The 15075-nt window shown below is 69.0% G+C and carries 14 protein-coding genes; 5 read left to right on the top strand and 9 right to left on the bottom strand.

The window, feature by feature from the left end:
- The coding region (locus N177_RS02365; RefSeq protein WP_051402217.1) for a hypothetical protein at positions 1 to 335 on the bottom strand (335 nt) is incomplete at its 3' end.
- Positions 336 to 505: 170 nt separating this feature from the next.
- On the opposite strand from N177_RS02365, the gene N177_RS02360 reads away from it, so the two are divergent.
- Positions 506 to 1633: an S-(hydroxymethyl)glutathione dehydrogenase/class III alcohol dehydrogenase gene (locus N177_RS02360; protein ID WP_023430621.1), complete on the top strand. Its 1128-nt coding sequence runs from the start codon at positions 506 to 508 to the stop codon at positions 1631 to 1633.
- A gap of 181 nt (positions 1634 to 1814) precedes the next feature.
- Entirely contained in the window at positions 1815 to 2219 is a 405-nt protein-coding gene (locus N177_RS02355) for a c-type cytochrome (protein ID WP_023430620.1), read from the top strand.
- A gap of 356 nt (positions 2220 to 2575) precedes the next feature.
- Here the strand turns inward: N177_RS02355 and gfa are convergent, their stop codons facing one another.
- The 3 genes from gfa to N177_RS02340 form a co-directional block, all read right to left on the bottom strand.
- The gene (gene gfa, locus N177_RS02350; RefSeq protein ID WP_023430619.1) at positions 2576 to 3151 is read right to left on the bottom strand and encodes an S-(hydroxymethyl)glutathione synthase; all 576 of its coding nucleotides are present in this window, start codon (positions 3149 to 3151) and stop codon (positions 2576 to 2578) included.
- Between the two features lie 263 nt (positions 3152 to 3414).
- A complete protein-coding gene (locus N177_RS02345) occupies positions 3415 to 4008 on the bottom strand; it encodes an exopolysaccharide biosynthesis protein (protein WP_023430618.1) in 594 nt (197 codons plus the stop codon).
- A 142-nt stretch (positions 4009 to 4150) separates the two neighbouring features.
- A complete protein-coding gene (locus N177_RS02340) occupies positions 4151 to 6817 on the bottom strand; it encodes a cation:proton antiporter (RefSeq protein WP_023430617.1) in 2667 nt (888 codons plus the stop codon).
- Positions 6818 to 7285: 468 nt separating this feature from the next.
- On the opposite strand from N177_RS02340, the gene N177_RS02335 reads away from it, so the two are divergent.
- From N177_RS02335 to N177_RS02325, 3 genes are all read left to right on the top strand, one after another.
- Positions 7286 to 8284: a Bug family tripartite tricarboxylate transporter substrate binding protein gene (locus N177_RS02335; RefSeq protein ID WP_023430615.1), complete on the top strand. Its 999-nt coding sequence runs from the start codon at positions 7286 to 7288 to the stop codon at positions 8282 to 8284.
- A gap of 72 nt (positions 8285 to 8356) precedes the next feature.
- Positions 8357 to 8833 (top strand): tripartite tricarboxylate transporter TctB family protein, encoded by a 477-nt coding sequence (locus tag N177_RS02330; RefSeq protein ID WP_023430614.1) that lies wholly within the window; start codon positions 8357 to 8359, stop codon positions 8831 to 8833.
- Positions 8833 to 10344 carry a tripartite tricarboxylate transporter permease gene (locus N177_RS02325; RefSeq protein WP_023430613.1) on the top strand — a complete coding sequence of 504 codons (1512 nt, stop codon included), beginning with the start codon at positions 8833 to 8835 and terminating at the stop codon, positions 10342 to 10344. The genes N177_RS02330 and N177_RS02325 overlap by 1 nt, the downstream gene beginning before the upstream one ends.
- A 24-nt stretch (positions 10345 to 10368) precedes the next feature.
- Here N177_RS02325 and N177_RS02320 read toward each other — a convergent pair whose 3' ends face one another.
- The 5 genes from N177_RS02320 to N177_RS02300 form a co-directional block, all read right to left on the bottom strand.
- Positions 10369 to 11409, bottom strand: a complete 1041-nt coding sequence (locus N177_RS02320; protein ID WP_023430612.1) for an L-idonate 5-dehydrogenase — start codon at positions 11407 to 11409, stop codon at positions 10369 to 10371.
- 13 nt (positions 11410 to 11422) lie between these two features.
- On the bottom strand, positions 11423 to 12700 hold the full coding sequence (locus N177_RS02315) for a TRAP transporter large permease (protein ID WP_023430611.1): 1278 nt from the start codon (positions 12698 to 12700) through the stop codon (positions 11423 to 11425).
- Entirely contained in the window at positions 12697 to 13206 is a 510-nt protein-coding gene (locus N177_RS02310) for a TRAP transporter small permease (protein ID WP_023430610.1), read from the bottom strand. Before N177_RS02310 ends, N177_RS02315 begins: the two co-directional genes overlap by 4 nt.
- A gap of 103 nt (positions 13207 to 13309) precedes the next feature.
- Positions 13310 to 14284: a TRAP transporter substrate-binding protein gene (locus tag N177_RS02305; protein WP_023430609.1), complete on the bottom strand. Its 975-nt coding sequence runs from the start codon at positions 14282 to 14284 to the stop codon at positions 13310 to 13312.
- A 28-nt stretch (positions 14285 to 14312) separates the two neighbouring features.
- A complete protein-coding gene (locus N177_RS02300; protein WP_040485014.1) occupies positions 14313 to 15020 on the bottom strand; it encodes a GntR family transcriptional regulator in 708 nt (235 codons plus the stop codon).
- Positions 15021 to 15075: the final 55 nt, after the last annotated feature.

Below are 15075 nucleotides of genomic sequence, written 5' to 3'. Positions count from 1 at the left end.
AAGCAGCGCAGCTCCGCCTCGATCTGCGCGTGGCGCAGCGCGTCGATCGCGCCGTGCGACTGCTCGCTGGTGCGAAACAGCACGCCGCGCTCGCCGGTGATCTGGCCGAGGCTCATGAAGGCCTCGGCCTCCTCGTAGCGGTCGTAGGGCAGGAGCGTCGCGATCACGTCGATGGAGCAGGAGCAGCGTTCGAGCGCCTGTCGTGTCTGCCCGTTCGCGGCCATGCAGCCGAGCACGTAATCCGCAATCGTCGCGGTCGGATAGTCGTTGTTGAAGCCCCGAAGCTCGGAGGGTTGGGCCTTCAGGTCGCCGAGACCCGTCCATACGGCCAACATCGCTACCGCGACTGCACACGTTGCTTTCGACACGCGGGTTCTCCCTTCGCAGTTGCAGAATCTTTTCTTGGTCGGTTCTTGCACCATACCATCCATCGCTTGCATCGCAGCGGCAAGATTGTAAAGCTTCGCGACCAAGGACCATCGAATACGAGCGGGAGGAGAGCCGGATGGAGAGCCGTGCTGCGGTGGCGTTCGAGGCTGGCAAGCCTCTGGAGGTGGCGACGGTTCGGCTCGAGGGGCCGAAGGAGGGCGAGGTTCTCGTCGAGATCAAGGCGACGGGGATCTGCCACACGGACGAGTTCACGCGCTCGGGCGCCGATCCCGAGGGGATCTTCCCGGCGATCCTCGGGCACGAGGGCGCGGGCGTGGTGGTCGATGTCGGGCCCGGGGTCCGCAGCCTGCGGAAGGGCGACCACGTGATCCCGCTCTACACGCCCGAGTGCCGCGAGTGCCCGTCCTGCCTGTCGCGCAAGACCAACCTGTGCACGGCGATCCGGACGACGCAGGGGCAGGGGCTGATGCCGGACGGCACCTCGCGCTTCTCGCTCGACGGCAAGCCGATCCACCACTACATGGGCACCTCGACCTTCTCGAACTTCACGGTGCTGCCGGAGATCGCGGTGGCGAAGATCCGCGAGGACGCGCCGTTCGACAAGGTCTGCTACATCGGCTGCGGCGTCACGACGGGGATCGGCGCGGTGATCAACACCGCGAAGGTGGAGGCTGGCGCGACGGCGGTCGTGTTCGGGCTCGGCGGGATCGGGCTCAACGTGATCCAGGGCCTGCGGCTCGCCGGCGCCGACATGATCATCGGCGTCGATCTCAACAACGACAAGAAGGAATGGGGCGAGCGCTTCGGGATGACGCATTTCGTCAACCCCAAGGAGGTGGGCTCCGACCTCGTGCCCCATCTCGTGAACATGACGAAGCGCGGCGCCGACCAGATCGGCGGGGCCGACTACACCTTCGACTGCACCGGCAACGTGACGGTGATGCGCCAGGCGCTCGAATGCGCCCATCGCGGCTGGGGCCAGTCGATCGTCATCGGCGTCGCGCCGGCCGGCGCCGAGATCTCGACCCGGCCGTTCCAGCTCGTGACGGGCCGCGTCTGGAAGGGCACCGCCTTCGGCGGCGCCAGGGGCCGCACCGACGTGCCGAAGATCGTCGAGTGGTACATGGAGGGCAAGATCGAGATCGACCCGATGATCACCCACACCATGCCCCTCGACGACATCAACAAGGGCTTCGACCTCATGCACCACGGCGAATCCATCCGCTCCGTCGTCCTGTTCTGACGGTAGCGGCCCGCCGCGACGGGCGCGGGCGCACCCCGCGCCCGGACCCCATGCCGAACATGCCGTCCCCGGGCCCCCGAGGGCGTCCCCATGCTTCGTCTGCGCCTTCATTTCAGCCCGCCCGGGACGGCATCCCGGTGCCGCGCCGGGAACGGCGAACGATCATTCGAGGAGGAAACGAATGCCAAGGCAGCTGATCGCCATCACGATGCTCGCGGTCCTCGCGAGCACCCCCGCGGTGGCCCAGGACGGCGACGCGGAGGACGGCGCCAAGGTCTTCCGGCGGTGCCAGGCCTGCCACGCCGTCGGCGAGGACGCCCAGAACAAGGTCGGCCCGCAGCTCAACGACCTGTTCGGCCGGCAGCCCGGCAGCCTCGAAGGGTTCAACTATTCCGACGCCATGGTCGAGTTCGGCCAGGACAAGGTCTGGGACGTCGAGCATCTGACCGCCTTCCTGCGGAACCCCAGGGAGACGGTGCCGGGCACGAAGATGGCTTTCCCCGGCCTGCGCAAGGACGAGGAGATCGCCGACGTGATCGCCTTTCTCGCCGAGCAGGAGGAGGGCGGCACGGAGACCGAGCAGTAGCGGCCTCCCCCGGGCAGGGGCGCCCCCTGCCGGGGGAGGCCGGCGGACGCCGCGGCATACTCGACAGGATGGTTTCAAGGGGGGACGAGGCCATAGGGCCTCGCCCCCCTTGTAGTTCCTCGATGTGCCGGCCCGGGCCGGCCTGCGCCGCGGGTCCCGGGGCCTTCGTGCCGCGGCGGGCTCCGACCCGCCGCTTCGTCCGCGCCTATCCGATGGAAAGCCGGTCAGCTCGACCGACCGAGCTTGAGCAGCGACTGCCACCAGCTCGTCTTGCGTGTCTGAGTCTGAGGATGCGGAGCGCGCTGCGGCTGAGGCTGCGGCGGCTCTGCGCTCGACTTTCCCGGATTCGGCGCCTTTCAAGCCGCTGCGGCCTGCGCCTTCTGCTTTGCCGTATGGCTCGCGATGAGATCCATCAGAGGGGGTGACAGGCAGTCATAGGGCTCGAGCCCGAGCTCCTTCAGGCGGCTGCGCACCTCGCCCATGCGTTCGGGCGGGAAACCGGACTCGATGATGGAGGAGACGAAGGCCGCGAATTCCGGCGGCGACCACCCCGTTTCGTCCGACAGCTCCGTATGGACGAAATCCAGGCCGTAGAACGGGTGCGAGGTGTTCTCGATCCGCCCGTACATGTGGGTGCCGCACTGCTTGCAGGCGTACCGGATGATCGCGGCGTTCGGATCCACCGGCTGGAGCTTGTCGGCGTTGGCGGTCACCTCGAGACTGTCGCGCGGCACGACGGCGACCATCGAGAAGTTCGCGCCCTCGGGCTTCCAGCACTTCGTGCATCCGCAGACATGGTTGTGGGCGGTCTGTGCATGTAGCGTGACCTCCACCTTGTTGTCGGGACACCTGCAATGGAGCTTGCCGCCGGAGAATCCGGGGGCGGCAACCGGAAGGCCGTGATCCACGGCTGGATGGATCGAAACGGTCATTATGTTCCTCCCTTTTCTTGCGTTTTCCGCAGAGGCAGGTAAGAGCCGCGTATGAGCGCAATGCCGCACGAGCCATGCGGATAGAGAACGTTACCACGAATTACATGCCGTCGATAAGTATGTGGAAGCACCCCGCAAGACGGCGCGGCAGAAATGTTCCGTTTCCGGCCGGAACGCGGGCGTATTCCGGAGATTCGGTGCTGGAAGACTCTTGTCCGGAGAGGAGGCGGGCCGGCCGGCCGCCGGCTTCGCGGGGTCCTGCCTCAGCCGCTGAAGCCGAAATGCCAGACGGCCAGCGGCACCGCCAGGAGCAGGATGAGCGAACCGACGACGAGGGCACCGTCGCGCGTCAGCAGGCCCGCGGCGAAGAGGGCGATCACCGCCGAGGCGATCGAGCCCGATGTCGGGATCACCTCCATCAGCGGCATGAACAGCGTGAGGCCCATGATCAGGAGGAGCGGCAGCAGGAGCCACGGCCGGTGCAGGAGGAAGGTGAGCCGCGGCCTCAGGAACCTCTCGACGAAATGGACCGGCTTGCGCAGCCAGCCGATGCCCTTGCAGAGCTTCTCCGTCGACATGCGGCGACGCGTGATGAAGCGGGGCAGCCAGACGCTCTTGCGCCCCGCGATCATCTGCACGACGAGGATGAACACGATCAGGGCGACCACCGCCGTGATGCCGGGGATGGCGCTCGCCGGAGAGGTGGAGATCAGGGAGAAGACGAGCATCAGGGCCGCGAAGGACTTGTGGCCGAGCTTCTCGACCACCTCCTCCACCCGGATGCTCTCGTCGTGGACGGAGCTCTCGAGCCGATCTAGGACATCGCTCAAAGCCCGGCCGTTCTGCTCGTCCGCCATCTTCCACCTCGCTGCAACCGCTCAATGCGCGTTCAGGCGCTGAAGTTCCTGGCCGCAGCCGCACCGGGACCGGAGAGGCGGCCTCACTCCGCCGCGACGGAGCGGGCTTCGCTTCAGAGCCCGCCCCCTCGCGCCCCGGCACCTAGGCGTGGCTGCTGGCGAGGTTCCGCTCTGGGCCAGTGGCCTCGGCATCGGTCCCGTCAGGTCGCTCGCGGGGAGGCTCCTCGGCGTCCGCAAGCGGCGGCCGACCCGTCTCGGCGGGCCCGGCGCCGTCGCCCTTAGCACCATCCCCATCCCCCGGCGCGGCGATCGCCGCCGCGGCGGCCGGCGTCGAGCCACGCGCGATGGCGCTCCGCTCGACCGCCTCCCGGAGGGCGTCGTTGCGCTTCAACAGGCGCAGGAACCGGGCGTCGTCGAGACTTAATAGCGTGCTGTAGGCGATCGCCGTCGCCTGGCTCCTCCTGGTGGACTTCGCGAGAAGGCGAAGCTGGCCGAACATGTCGCCGCGGCCGAGGCGGAAGGTCTGGCCGGCCGTCTCGAGCTCGACGGCTCCGGAGGCGATGAAGAAGACGCGCTCCGGCGGGTTGTCGCGCCGCATCAGCACGTCTCCGGGAGCGGCGAAGATCGTCTGCAGGCCGCGTGCCAGCCGTCCCCTCTGCTCCTCCGTCATGTTCGCGAAGAGCGGGAAGCGGCGGATCAGCTCCGCCTTGTGGAGGGCGAGATCGAGCGGTGGCCGCCTCTCGACCTGCGCGCGGCGCGCATTGATGTTGCCCAGAAGCGTCGCATAGAGCTCCTGCCCGATCAGCCCGTCGCCCAGCAGCGCGCCGTACTCGCGTTCCTCGAGCCGCAGCGCCGTCCGGCGCAGGAATCGGCGCTCGAGCTCTTCCGCGTAGCCCGGATACTGCAGCCGCAGCGCCTCGAGCGCCCGCTCGGTCTCCTCGAGGCGCCGCTGCAGCATCTCGTGGAGGAGGTCCGCGACGCGCCGGCCGTGGATGCGGCGGATCTTCATGTCGATGAAGCCGTGCAGGTCGCGCAGGATCAGCCGGTGGCCGAGCAGGATCTCGAAGCGGTCGGCCGCCATGCGCGACACGAAGCGGGAGATGCCGAGCCGGTTGTGCAGCATGGCCGCGAGCCTGTAGCCGCGGCCGCGCCCCTGGCCGAGGCTGCGCCGTCCGGCGCTGCGATATTCCGTCCGGCCGCCGGCGCGCGTGCGCTCGATCAGCCGGTCGACGTCGGAGAGCATGCGGTCGACGAGGCGGCTCGAGATGACCTGCTGGCGGAACTGCTCGAGGATCAGATCGCGCTCCCGGCCCGCGAGGGCGACGAGGCCGAGCGTGATCCTGTCGCGGTCCTGGATCTCCACGCTGTCCTCCGCGGCCGAGACGGCGTTGTCCAGCCTCTGGCCGAAGGCCTTCGCCTCCGAGCGCACGATCTCGTGCGTCAGCTCGTAGCTCCGCGCCGTCTCGGCCACGTCCTCGCGCACGTTCTGCAGCGCCACCGCGATGACCTGGTTCGACAGGGCGGCGTCGAGCGGCGACAGCCGGTCGAGGCCGAGCCGGCGGATCACCCATCTGAGCGTCGTGCCCTGCACGATCAGCGTGAAGAGGACGAAGCCGGTCGCGAGCACGCCGACGAGGCGCTTCGCCTCGGGAGGCACGTAGGCGTTCTCCGTGACGGCCAGTGCCAGCGCCAACGTGACGGCCCCCCTCAGGCCGCCCCAGAGGATGGCCACGCGGTAGCTTCGCTCCACCCTCGGCGAGAGGCGCACGAGGCTGAGGAGCGGCATGACGCCGAACAGCATGGCCGCCCTCGCGGCGATGGCGGCGACGGTCACCACGAGAATCAGGGCGACGTCCGACAGCGTCACGCTCTCGAGGAGGCGTGGGATCAGGAGGGCCGCCAGCACGAAGATGAGCGACCCGGCCCAGTGGGCGAGAAGGTCCCAGACCTCGCGCATGTAGGTCCAGGCGGCCGGCGAGAGCCGCCCCGGTCCCAGGAGGTTGATCGTGACGGCGGCGGCGACCACGGCGATCACGCCGGAGACCTGCAGGACCTGCTCGCTCAGTATGTAGGTCAGGTAGGGCAGCGGCAGGCTGATCGAGACCTGGGCGAGCGGGCGGCGATTGAGCAGCCGCAGAAACGTCACGCCGACCCGGCCGAGCAGGTAGCCGACGGCGGCGCCTCCCACGAGGAGCAGCGGGAAGCGGGTGATCGCGCCCGACATCGAGGGATCCGGCACGCCGGCCATCACGAAGGCGAGGAACAGGCTGAACAGCGCGATCGCCGCGGCGTCGTTGAGAAGGCTCTCGCCCTCGACGATGCGCGTCAGCCGCTGCGGCGCGGCGATGTCGCGGAAGATCGACACGACCGCCGAGGGATCGGTGGTGGAGACGATCGCGCCGATCAGGAGGCAGGTGGCGAGCGACAGGCCGCTCAGCGGCAGGAGCGCGAAGCCGACCGCGAAGGTGGCGACGACGACCGCGACGACCGCCATGACGAGGATCGGCACCCAATCGTCGAGCATCCGGCGGATGTTGAGGCCGAGCGCCACCTGAAAGAGCAGGGTGGGCAGGAACATGTAGAGGAAGACCGCCGAGTTCACCGGCAGGTCGAGGAAGGCCCGGGCGACCGGGTTCAGAAGGTCCGTGAGGTCCGTGTTGAACACGAAGCCGGCGGCCGAGCCGATGACCATGCCGATCGCCGCGAGCATCACGGTGTAGGGCAGCCGCAGCCGCGCGGCCAGCGGCTCGCTGAGCGCGATGATCACGAAGAGCGTCGCGACGACGGCCAGGAGAACGGGCAGGTTCAAGGTCGGGACGCTCCCGGCGGAGGCCGTCGAGCGGCGGCAATCCGGCCGTCGAGCCGTGCCCGAGCGCCCGGCGACGGACGCGGCAGGCGGCAGGCGGCACGGGATCTGTCGGGTCGTGAAGGCACTCTTCTCATCATCGTGCGGTCTGGGCCCGGCTTTGCCGCTTGTGGCGGAGACGCGATGTCGGTTCCGCAGCGGAAGCCGCCGCCGGGAGGGCGTCGGGGCCCGGCTGCCGGGGTATCATGCACCCAAACGAGCCGGCGCGGCCAGTGCTCGGCCGCTCCTTGAAGCAGGCGTCCGCGGGTGTTGGCGGCCGAAGCGGGAGCGCCCGTGGGAAGAGCTGCCGATTGACAATTGCGTTATGCCGGCGGCGGTGACATTGAAACGGGGGGCGCCCGAAACGGGCGTTTTACCGGGCTCGCGCCGTCAAGCTTGCGCCGGGGCCGGATCAGAAACGGGAGGGAAAACATGATCTTTCGCACGCTGCTCGCGGCGACCACCATGCTCGTCGGCGCCGGCCTCGCGGCCCAGGCGCAGGACTATCCGGACCACGAGCTGCAGGGCATCATCATGTGGGGCGCCGGCGGGGCGACCGATGTCGTGGCCCACGCCGTGACGCCGGCGGCCGAGGAGGCGCTCGGCCAGAGCATCGTGCTCGTGAACAGGCCGGGCGGCACCGGCGCCATTTCGACCGCCTTCGTCTCGGCGGCGCCGGCCGACGGCTACACGATCCTCTACGGCGCGGAGAACCCGCAGCTTCACGGCGTGATGGGCCTGTCGGAGATCGACTACGCGGACTTCTACCCCGTCAACATCCTGGGGCGCGGCGTGGGCGTCGTCGTCGCCCGCGCGGACGCGCCCTGGAACAGCTTCAGCGAGCTCGTGGCCGACGCGAACGAGCGGCCGGGCGAGATCAAGATGGGATCGACCGGACCCGGCGGCATTCCGTTCGTCGTCAACGCCATGCTGAACGCGGTCGCCCCTTACGAGGTGACGGCCGTGCCGTTCGACGGCGAGGGGCCGGCGCTGACGGCGCTGCAGGGCGGCCATGTCGACTTCATCCCCTCCGGCATCTCGGCCGCGGCGGAGCTCATCCGGGCGGGCAAGGTGAAGCCGCTCGCCGTGATCAACACCGAGCCGGTGGAGCAGCTGCCGAACGTGCCGGCGATCACGGACGAGTATCCGGAGATGGAGAAGTACCTCCCCTGGGGCCCGTTCTACGGCGTCTTCGTGCGGCAGGACGTGCCGGAGGAGGCGAAGACGGCGCTCGTCGAGGCGTTCGACACCGCGGCCTCGTCGGAGGACTTCGTCGAGCTGATGAAGAACCGCGGCAACATCGTCATGAACATCTCCGGCGACGAGGCGCGCGAGTTCCTGGACGACTGGCAGTCGACGACCACGTGGCTCCTGCAGGAGGCCGGCGAGACGAAGGTCTCGCCCGAGGACCTCGGCATCCCGAAGCCCTGATCGCCCATCGGGCGGCCCCGGCGAGCCGAAGCCGGGGCCGCGCCGCGTCTTGCGAAGAAGTCGATCCGAGCCATGACAACGCAACGCCGGCGGCGTCCGGGAGAACTCGCCTTCGGCCTCGCCCTCCTGGTCTTCAGCGCGCTCGCGCTCTGGCAGGCCCGCGGCATCTCCGGCTTCGACTCGTTGTCCGGCGCCGGCGTCTTCCCGATGCTGGCGGCGGGCACGATGGTCGTCAGCGCGCTCGTCGCGCTCCTCCAGGGCGCCAGGCGGCCCCGCAGCACGGAAGGCGGTGAGGCCGCGTCCTTCGCCGAGACGATCCTGCCGGTGCGGCTCGTCCTCTTCGTCGCGCTGATCGCCCTCTACATGGTGGCGCTGCCGTATCTCGGCTTCCTCGTCGCGTCCTTCCTGTTCCTCTGGGCGGGCTTCTGGTTCCTCCACCGGGGCGGCCTCGCGATGCCGCTCCTCCTCGCCGCCGGCAGCCTCGCCGTGATCTACGTCCTCTTCCGCTACGTCTTCTCGGTGATCCTGCCGAAGGGAGTGCTGTTCTGATGTTCCAGGACGTCGGCTACTTCCTGATGGCGTGGACGGACCCGAGCCTCCTGTTGCTGACCGCGCTCGGGACGCTCGCCGGCGTCTATGTCGGCGCGATCCCCGGCCTGTCGGTGACGATGGCGGTGTCGATCCTCATCTCCTTCACCTTCAAATGGGACGTGAACGACGCGCTCGCGCTGATCGCCGGCGTCTATCTCGGCGGCGTCTATGGCGGCTCGCGCACCGCGATCCTCCTGAACATCCCCGGCGCGCCGAGCGCGATCGCGACGGCGCTCGACGGCTATCCGCTCGCGCAGCGCGGCGAGGCGGGACGGGCGATCGGCGTGACCACGGTGATGTCGGTGGTCGGCGGCTTCGTCGGCATCGCCGCGCTCGCGGTCGGCGCGCCGCTCATCTCGAGCTTCGCGCTCATGTTCGATTCCCGCGACTACCTGCTGCTCGCGATCATCGGCATGTTGCTCGTGGGAAGCCTCTCGTCGGGGTCGCTCGCCAAGGGGATCTTCGCCGGCGCGCTCGGCGTCCTGATCGGCATGATCGGGCTCGACCCGATGACGGCCCAGGGCCGCTTCACCTTCGGCACGATCGCGATGATGAACGGGATCTCGTACATCGCCGCGATGATCGGCCTGTTCGGCGTCGCCGAGGCGCTCGTGCAGATCCACCATCTCGACAAGACGGCGATCAGGCAGAAGGCGTCGAGCTTCCTGCCGGATTGGGGGCTCGTGCGGCGCTACCTGCCGCTGTCGCTGCGCTCCTCCGCCATAGGCGTCGTCATCGGCGCGCTGCCGGGCACCGGGGGCGACGTCGCGGCCCTCATGGCCTACGACCAGGCGCGGCGCAGCGTGAAGAAGCCCTCGCGCCCCTTCGGCACCGGCGCCTACGAGGGGCTCGTCGCGCCGGAATCGGCGAACAACGCGGCCGTCGGCGGCGCCTATATCCCGATGCTGACCCTCGGCATCCCGGGCGACGCGGTGACGGCAATCATCATCGGCTCGCTCTACATCCACGGCCTGAAGCCGGGGCCGCTCCTGATGGTCGAGACGCCGCACCTCTTCTGGTTCACCGTCGGCTGCCTGACGCTCGCCAACATCTTCCTCCTCGTATTCGGGCTGACCGGCATCAGGGTCTTCTCGAAGATCGTGGAGCTGCCGAAGGGGATCCTGATCCCGCTGATCATCGTCCTGTCCGCGGTCGGCACCTATGCGGTCGGCAACAACCCCGTCGATGTCTACATGATGCTGGGCTTCGGCGTGCTCGGCTACTTCATGCGCATGTACGGCTATCCCGTCGGGCCCGTCGTCCTCGGCATCATCCTGGGCCCGCTGATGGACGCCTCGTTCCGCCGGGCGATGATCTCGGAGCGCCACATGGTCGGAGAGTTCCTCCTGGGCTTCGTGACGCACCCGGTCTCGCTCGTCCTCACCCTGTTCCTCGCCTTCATCGTGCTCAGCCAGACGCCCCTGTTCGGGATGCTGAAGAGGCAGGCGGATCGCGCTTCGAGATCTTGACCCGCCGGGGCGGCGCCGGCGCCTTCAGGCGAAGTCGAGCTGCGTCTTAACCGCCTGGCTGCGGTCGCCGGCGACGCGGAAGGCCTCGTCGAGCCGGTCGAGCGGCAGGCGGTGGGTGATCATCGGCGCGACGTCGATCTCGCCCCCGTCGATCAGGCGCGCCGACTCCGCGAACTCCTCGTGGAAGCGATGCGTGCCCACAAGGGCGATCTCCTTGCCGACGAGCAGGTTGATCGGGACGGCGAGGCCGCCCGTCACGCCGACCTGCACGATGCGGCCGAGCGGGCGCACCGTCGCGATCGCGGCGGCGAGGGCGGGCGCGGCGGCGGAGCACTCGAAGGCGACGTCGAAACTGCCCTTGTCGGCGGCGTAGGCGTCGAGGGCCTGCGGGTCGCGGGCGACGTTCACGGCGCGGGTCGCGCCCATGGCGGAAGCGACCGCCAGCGCGTGGTCCTGGAGATCCGTCACCACGATCTCGGCCGCGCCGCGCGCGCGTGCGACGGCTGCGCAGAGGACGCCGATCGGCCCGGCGCCGGTCACGAGCACCCGCCTGCCTTCAAGGTCGCCGGCGCGGTTGCCCGCGTGCAGGCAGACGGCCAGCGGCTCGGCGCAGGCGCCGGCCGAGAGGCTCGTTCCAGGCGACAGCTTCACGCACTGCGCCGCCGGCACGACCATGCGCTCGCGAAACCCGCCCTGCTCGTGGGGGAAGCGCAGGGCCGAGCCGAAGAAGCGCATGTTCAGGCAGTGGTTGAAGTGGTCCTTGAGGCAATAGCGGCATTCGCCGCAGGGCCGGCTCGGGTTCAGCGCCACCTTGTCGCCCGCGGCGAGGCCCTTGCTCTCCGGCCCCAGGGCTTCGACCGTGCCCGCGACCTCGTGGCCGAGGATGATCGGCTCCCTGACCCGGATCGGCCCGAAGCCGCCGTCGTGGAAATAGTGCAGGTCCGAGCCGCAGATGCCGCCCGCGCCCATCCGCACGAGCACCTCGCCGGGGCCGGGCGCGGACACCGGAAGCGTCTCGAGGCGGAGGTCGTGCTGGCCGTGCAGGCGGCAGACTCTGGTTTCCATGTCTTGGATGTCCTCAGTCGAAGAGCATGCTCGGCAGCCAGGTCGACAGCGCCGGGATGTAGGCGACCATCAGGAGGATGACGAGGTTGGTCAGGAGGAAGGGCAGGATCGCACGCACGATGCTCGCGAGCGGCAGCCGCGCGATGTTGGCGCAGACGAAGAGGCAGACGCCGACGGGCGGCGTCGTCAGGCCGATCATCAGGTTGAGCACCGCGAAGACGGCGAAGTGCAGCGGATCGACGCCCACGCTCTGCGCCAGCGCCAGGAGCGGCACGAAGAGCACGATCAGCGCCGCGATCGTCTCCATGAACATGCCGATGAACAGGAGGAAGATGTTGATCAGGAGGATCACGACATACTTGTTGTCGGTCACCGACAGGACGGCCTGCGCGATCGTCTGCGGGATGCGCTCGGAGACGAGGATCCAGCCGAAGACGTTCGCGAAGCCGACGAGCGCGAGGATCGCGGCGGAGGTCACGGCGCTGTCGATGACGACGCTCGGCACCTGCCGGACGGGCAGCTCGCGGTAGACGAACGATCCCACGATGAAGGCGTAGAAGCTCGCGACGATCGCGGTCTCGGTCGGGGTCATCATGCCGGAGAGGAGGCCGCCGACGATGAGCGCCGTCATGAAGAGTGCCCAGAAGGCGCCGAGGAAGGCGCGCCCGAGCTCGCCCACGCCCTGCCAGGGCTGGCGGGGGAAGTCGCGCCGCACGGCGATGATGTAGGTCGTCACCATCATCGCCACCCCGAGCAGGACGCCGGGAATCGCGCCCGCCATGAACATGCGCCCGACCGAGATGCCCGACAGCGAGCCGACGATGATCATCGGCACGGAGGGCGGGATGATCGGGCCGACCGTCGAGGAGGCTGCGGTCACGGCGGCGGAGAAGTCGGCGGGGTAGCCGGCCTTCTTCATGCCGGGGATCATGACGCCGCCGATCGAGGCGGCATCGGCGACGGCGGTGCCGGAGATGCCGCCGAAGAGCATCGACGCGGCGACGTTCGACAGGCCGAGCCCGCCGCGCAGCCAGCCGACGACGGCGTTTGCGAAGCGGATGATCCGCTCGGTGATGCCGCCGCGGTTCATCAGGTTGCCGGCGAGGATGAAGCCCGGGATCGACAGGAGCACGAAGACGTCCATGCCCGCGTACATCTTCTGCGGGATGACGACGAGCGGCAGCCCGGCGGCGAGGATGTAGGCGAGCGACGCGAGGCCGAGCGTCACCGCCACGGGGATGCCGGCGATCAGGCCGCCGACGAAGACGCCGAGCAGGATGGCGAGGTTCATGGGCGCGGCTCGGCGTTGAAGGTGGGATAGCCGTCCGACCGCCCCGTCAGCATCGCCGCGGCGCGCATCAGGGCGAAGAGCGCGAGAAGGACAAGAAGGGCGACGATGCTCGCGTGGATGAAGTCCATGCGAATCGCGAGGACGGGCGAGGTCTGCCGGACGCCGATCGAGGTGAAGCGCCAGGCGGGATAGATGAGGACGAGGCAGAGCCCCGCCGTCGCGAGCGCGGAAAAGAGGCGCAGACGCCACGGCCAGCGGCCGGGCAGGGCCTCCGAGACGATGTCGACATTGACGAGGTCGCCCGACCGCAGCGACAGGCCTGCGCCGAACGCGACGAGCCAGAGCAGCGCGTAGCGCGTCAGCTCCTCCGTCCACGGCGGTGAGCTGTTGAGGATCGACCGGCCGACGACCTGGATGAGCACCGTCGCGATCAGGACGGCGAAGGCGACACCCGTGCCGATGCGGCAGATCGTGACGACGCCGTCGTGCAGCTTGCTGTACGGCACGTTTCCCTTCCCCCGTCCGCGTCTCTTTGTCGTCGGCCGACGTCCGGGCGACCCGCCTGCGGGCCGTCCGGACGCTTCGTCGCGATCCGTGCCGGACCGGCGATCAGTTCTCGAAGAGCTTCTCGACCGTCGGGCGGATCTCGTCGCTCACGTTCGAGAGCACCGCGTCGCGCGCCTTCTCGGCGAAGGCCTGCGTGTCGACCTCGACGAACTCCATGCCCTTTTCCTGAAGCGTCGTGCGAAGGGCCTCCTCGTCCTCGAGGAAGACCTCGCGCTCATACTCCTGGGCGCGCTTGGCGGCTTCCATCACCGCCTGCTGGTCCTCCTCGGAGAGCTGGTCCCACGCCATCTCCGAGATCGTGAGGTAGATCCAGGAGCGCACGTGCTCGGTGAGGTTCACGTGGCTCTGGACCTCGGCGAAGTTCGCCGAGTTGATGAGGGCGAGCGGGTTCTCCTGCGCGTCGATCGTCCTGTTCTGGAGCGAGGTGAAGACCTCCGAGAACGCCATCGGGGTCGGCTGCGCGCCGAGCGCGCCCCAGACGCCGACGAAGAGCGGCACGTTCGGCACGCGCAGCTTCAGGCCGTTCAGCTCGTCGGGGCTCGTGATCGGCCGGTTCGACGTCAGGTTGCGGGGCCCGCGCGCGAAATAGGCGATCGGGCGGATCTGGGCGGTCTCGATGATCTGCTGCTCGATCTCGTCGCCGATCTCGCCGGAGGCGACCTCGTCCATCTCCTCGAGCGACTGGTAGGCATACGGAATCGCCAGGAGCGCGGCCTTCGGTGCCCAGTTCTGCAGGCTCTCGCCGGTGATCGTCATGTCGGCCGTGCCGAGCTGCATGCCGTTGATGAGGTCCATCTCCGAGCCGAGCGATTCGTTCGGGTAGACCTCGACGGCGATGCGGCCGTCGGTGAGGGCCGAGAGCTCCTCGCCGAACTTCACGGCGGCCTTGTGCCAGCTGTTCTGTTCGTTCGCGAGGTGCCCGAGCTTCAGCGTCGTCTCCTGCGCAAAGGCGGCGCCGGAAAGGATGGCGGTCGCGGCGCCCGCCACGAGCATCCGTTTGAACAGTCCCTGCAGCATTGTTTCCTCCGTATGCTGGCTTTGTCGTTCAGCCGGCCTTGTGGCCGGCCTCGAAGAAGAGCGGGTGCGCCGCCATGATGGCGGGCAGGTCGAACAGCACTTTGCGCAGGTGCTCGCGCATCGCCGCCTCGGCCGCCGCCGCGTCGCCGCTGGCGACGGCGTCGACGATCGCCATGTGCTGCGTGATGAGGAGCGCCTTCGGGAACTCGCTCGCGGTGAGGTAGCGCACGCGGTCCATCTGGGCCTTGATGGTCTCGAGGATCGTCCAGGTGCGCGGCCTGCCCGCCACCTCGGCGAGAAGGCGGTGGAACGCTTCGTCGAGCCGCATGAAGTTCGCCGCGTCGCCGTCGGAAACCTGGTCCTGGAGCGCGACGAGGTGGCGCAGCTCGGAGACGAGGCGGGCGTCGGCCTTCTCGGCCGCGAGCCGCACGAGATCCGCCTCCACGGCCTCGCGGACGAAGCGCGCGTCGACGACCTCGCTCTCCGAGATCTTCCTCACGAACGTGCCGCGCTGCGGCCGGATCTCGACGAGCCCCTCCTCGGCGAGCCGGATGAAGGCCTCGCGCACCGGCTGGCGCGACAGGTCGTAGGTCTGGGCCACCTCCTGCTCGGAGAGCCGCATGCCCGGGACGAGCTCGGTGCGGATGATGCGTTCGCGCAGGCTGCGCAGGAGCTGCGGCCCGATCGGCGCGGCGCCGTCGAGCGCGATCACCTGTCTCGCCTTCGTCTGCGGCATGTCCACGTGCGTCCCACCTCCTGATGGGAGCCGAGTAAAGTCGAGACTACCATAC

The organism is Lutibaculum baratangense AMV1, assembly GCF_000496075.1.
Classification (GTDB): domain Bacteria; phylum Pseudomonadota; class Alphaproteobacteria; order Rhizobiales; family Tepidamorphaceae; genus Lutibaculum; species Lutibaculum baratangense.
Note: the sequence above shows the minus strand (reverse complement) of the source record. Positions and strands in the feature narration are given on the sequence as shown.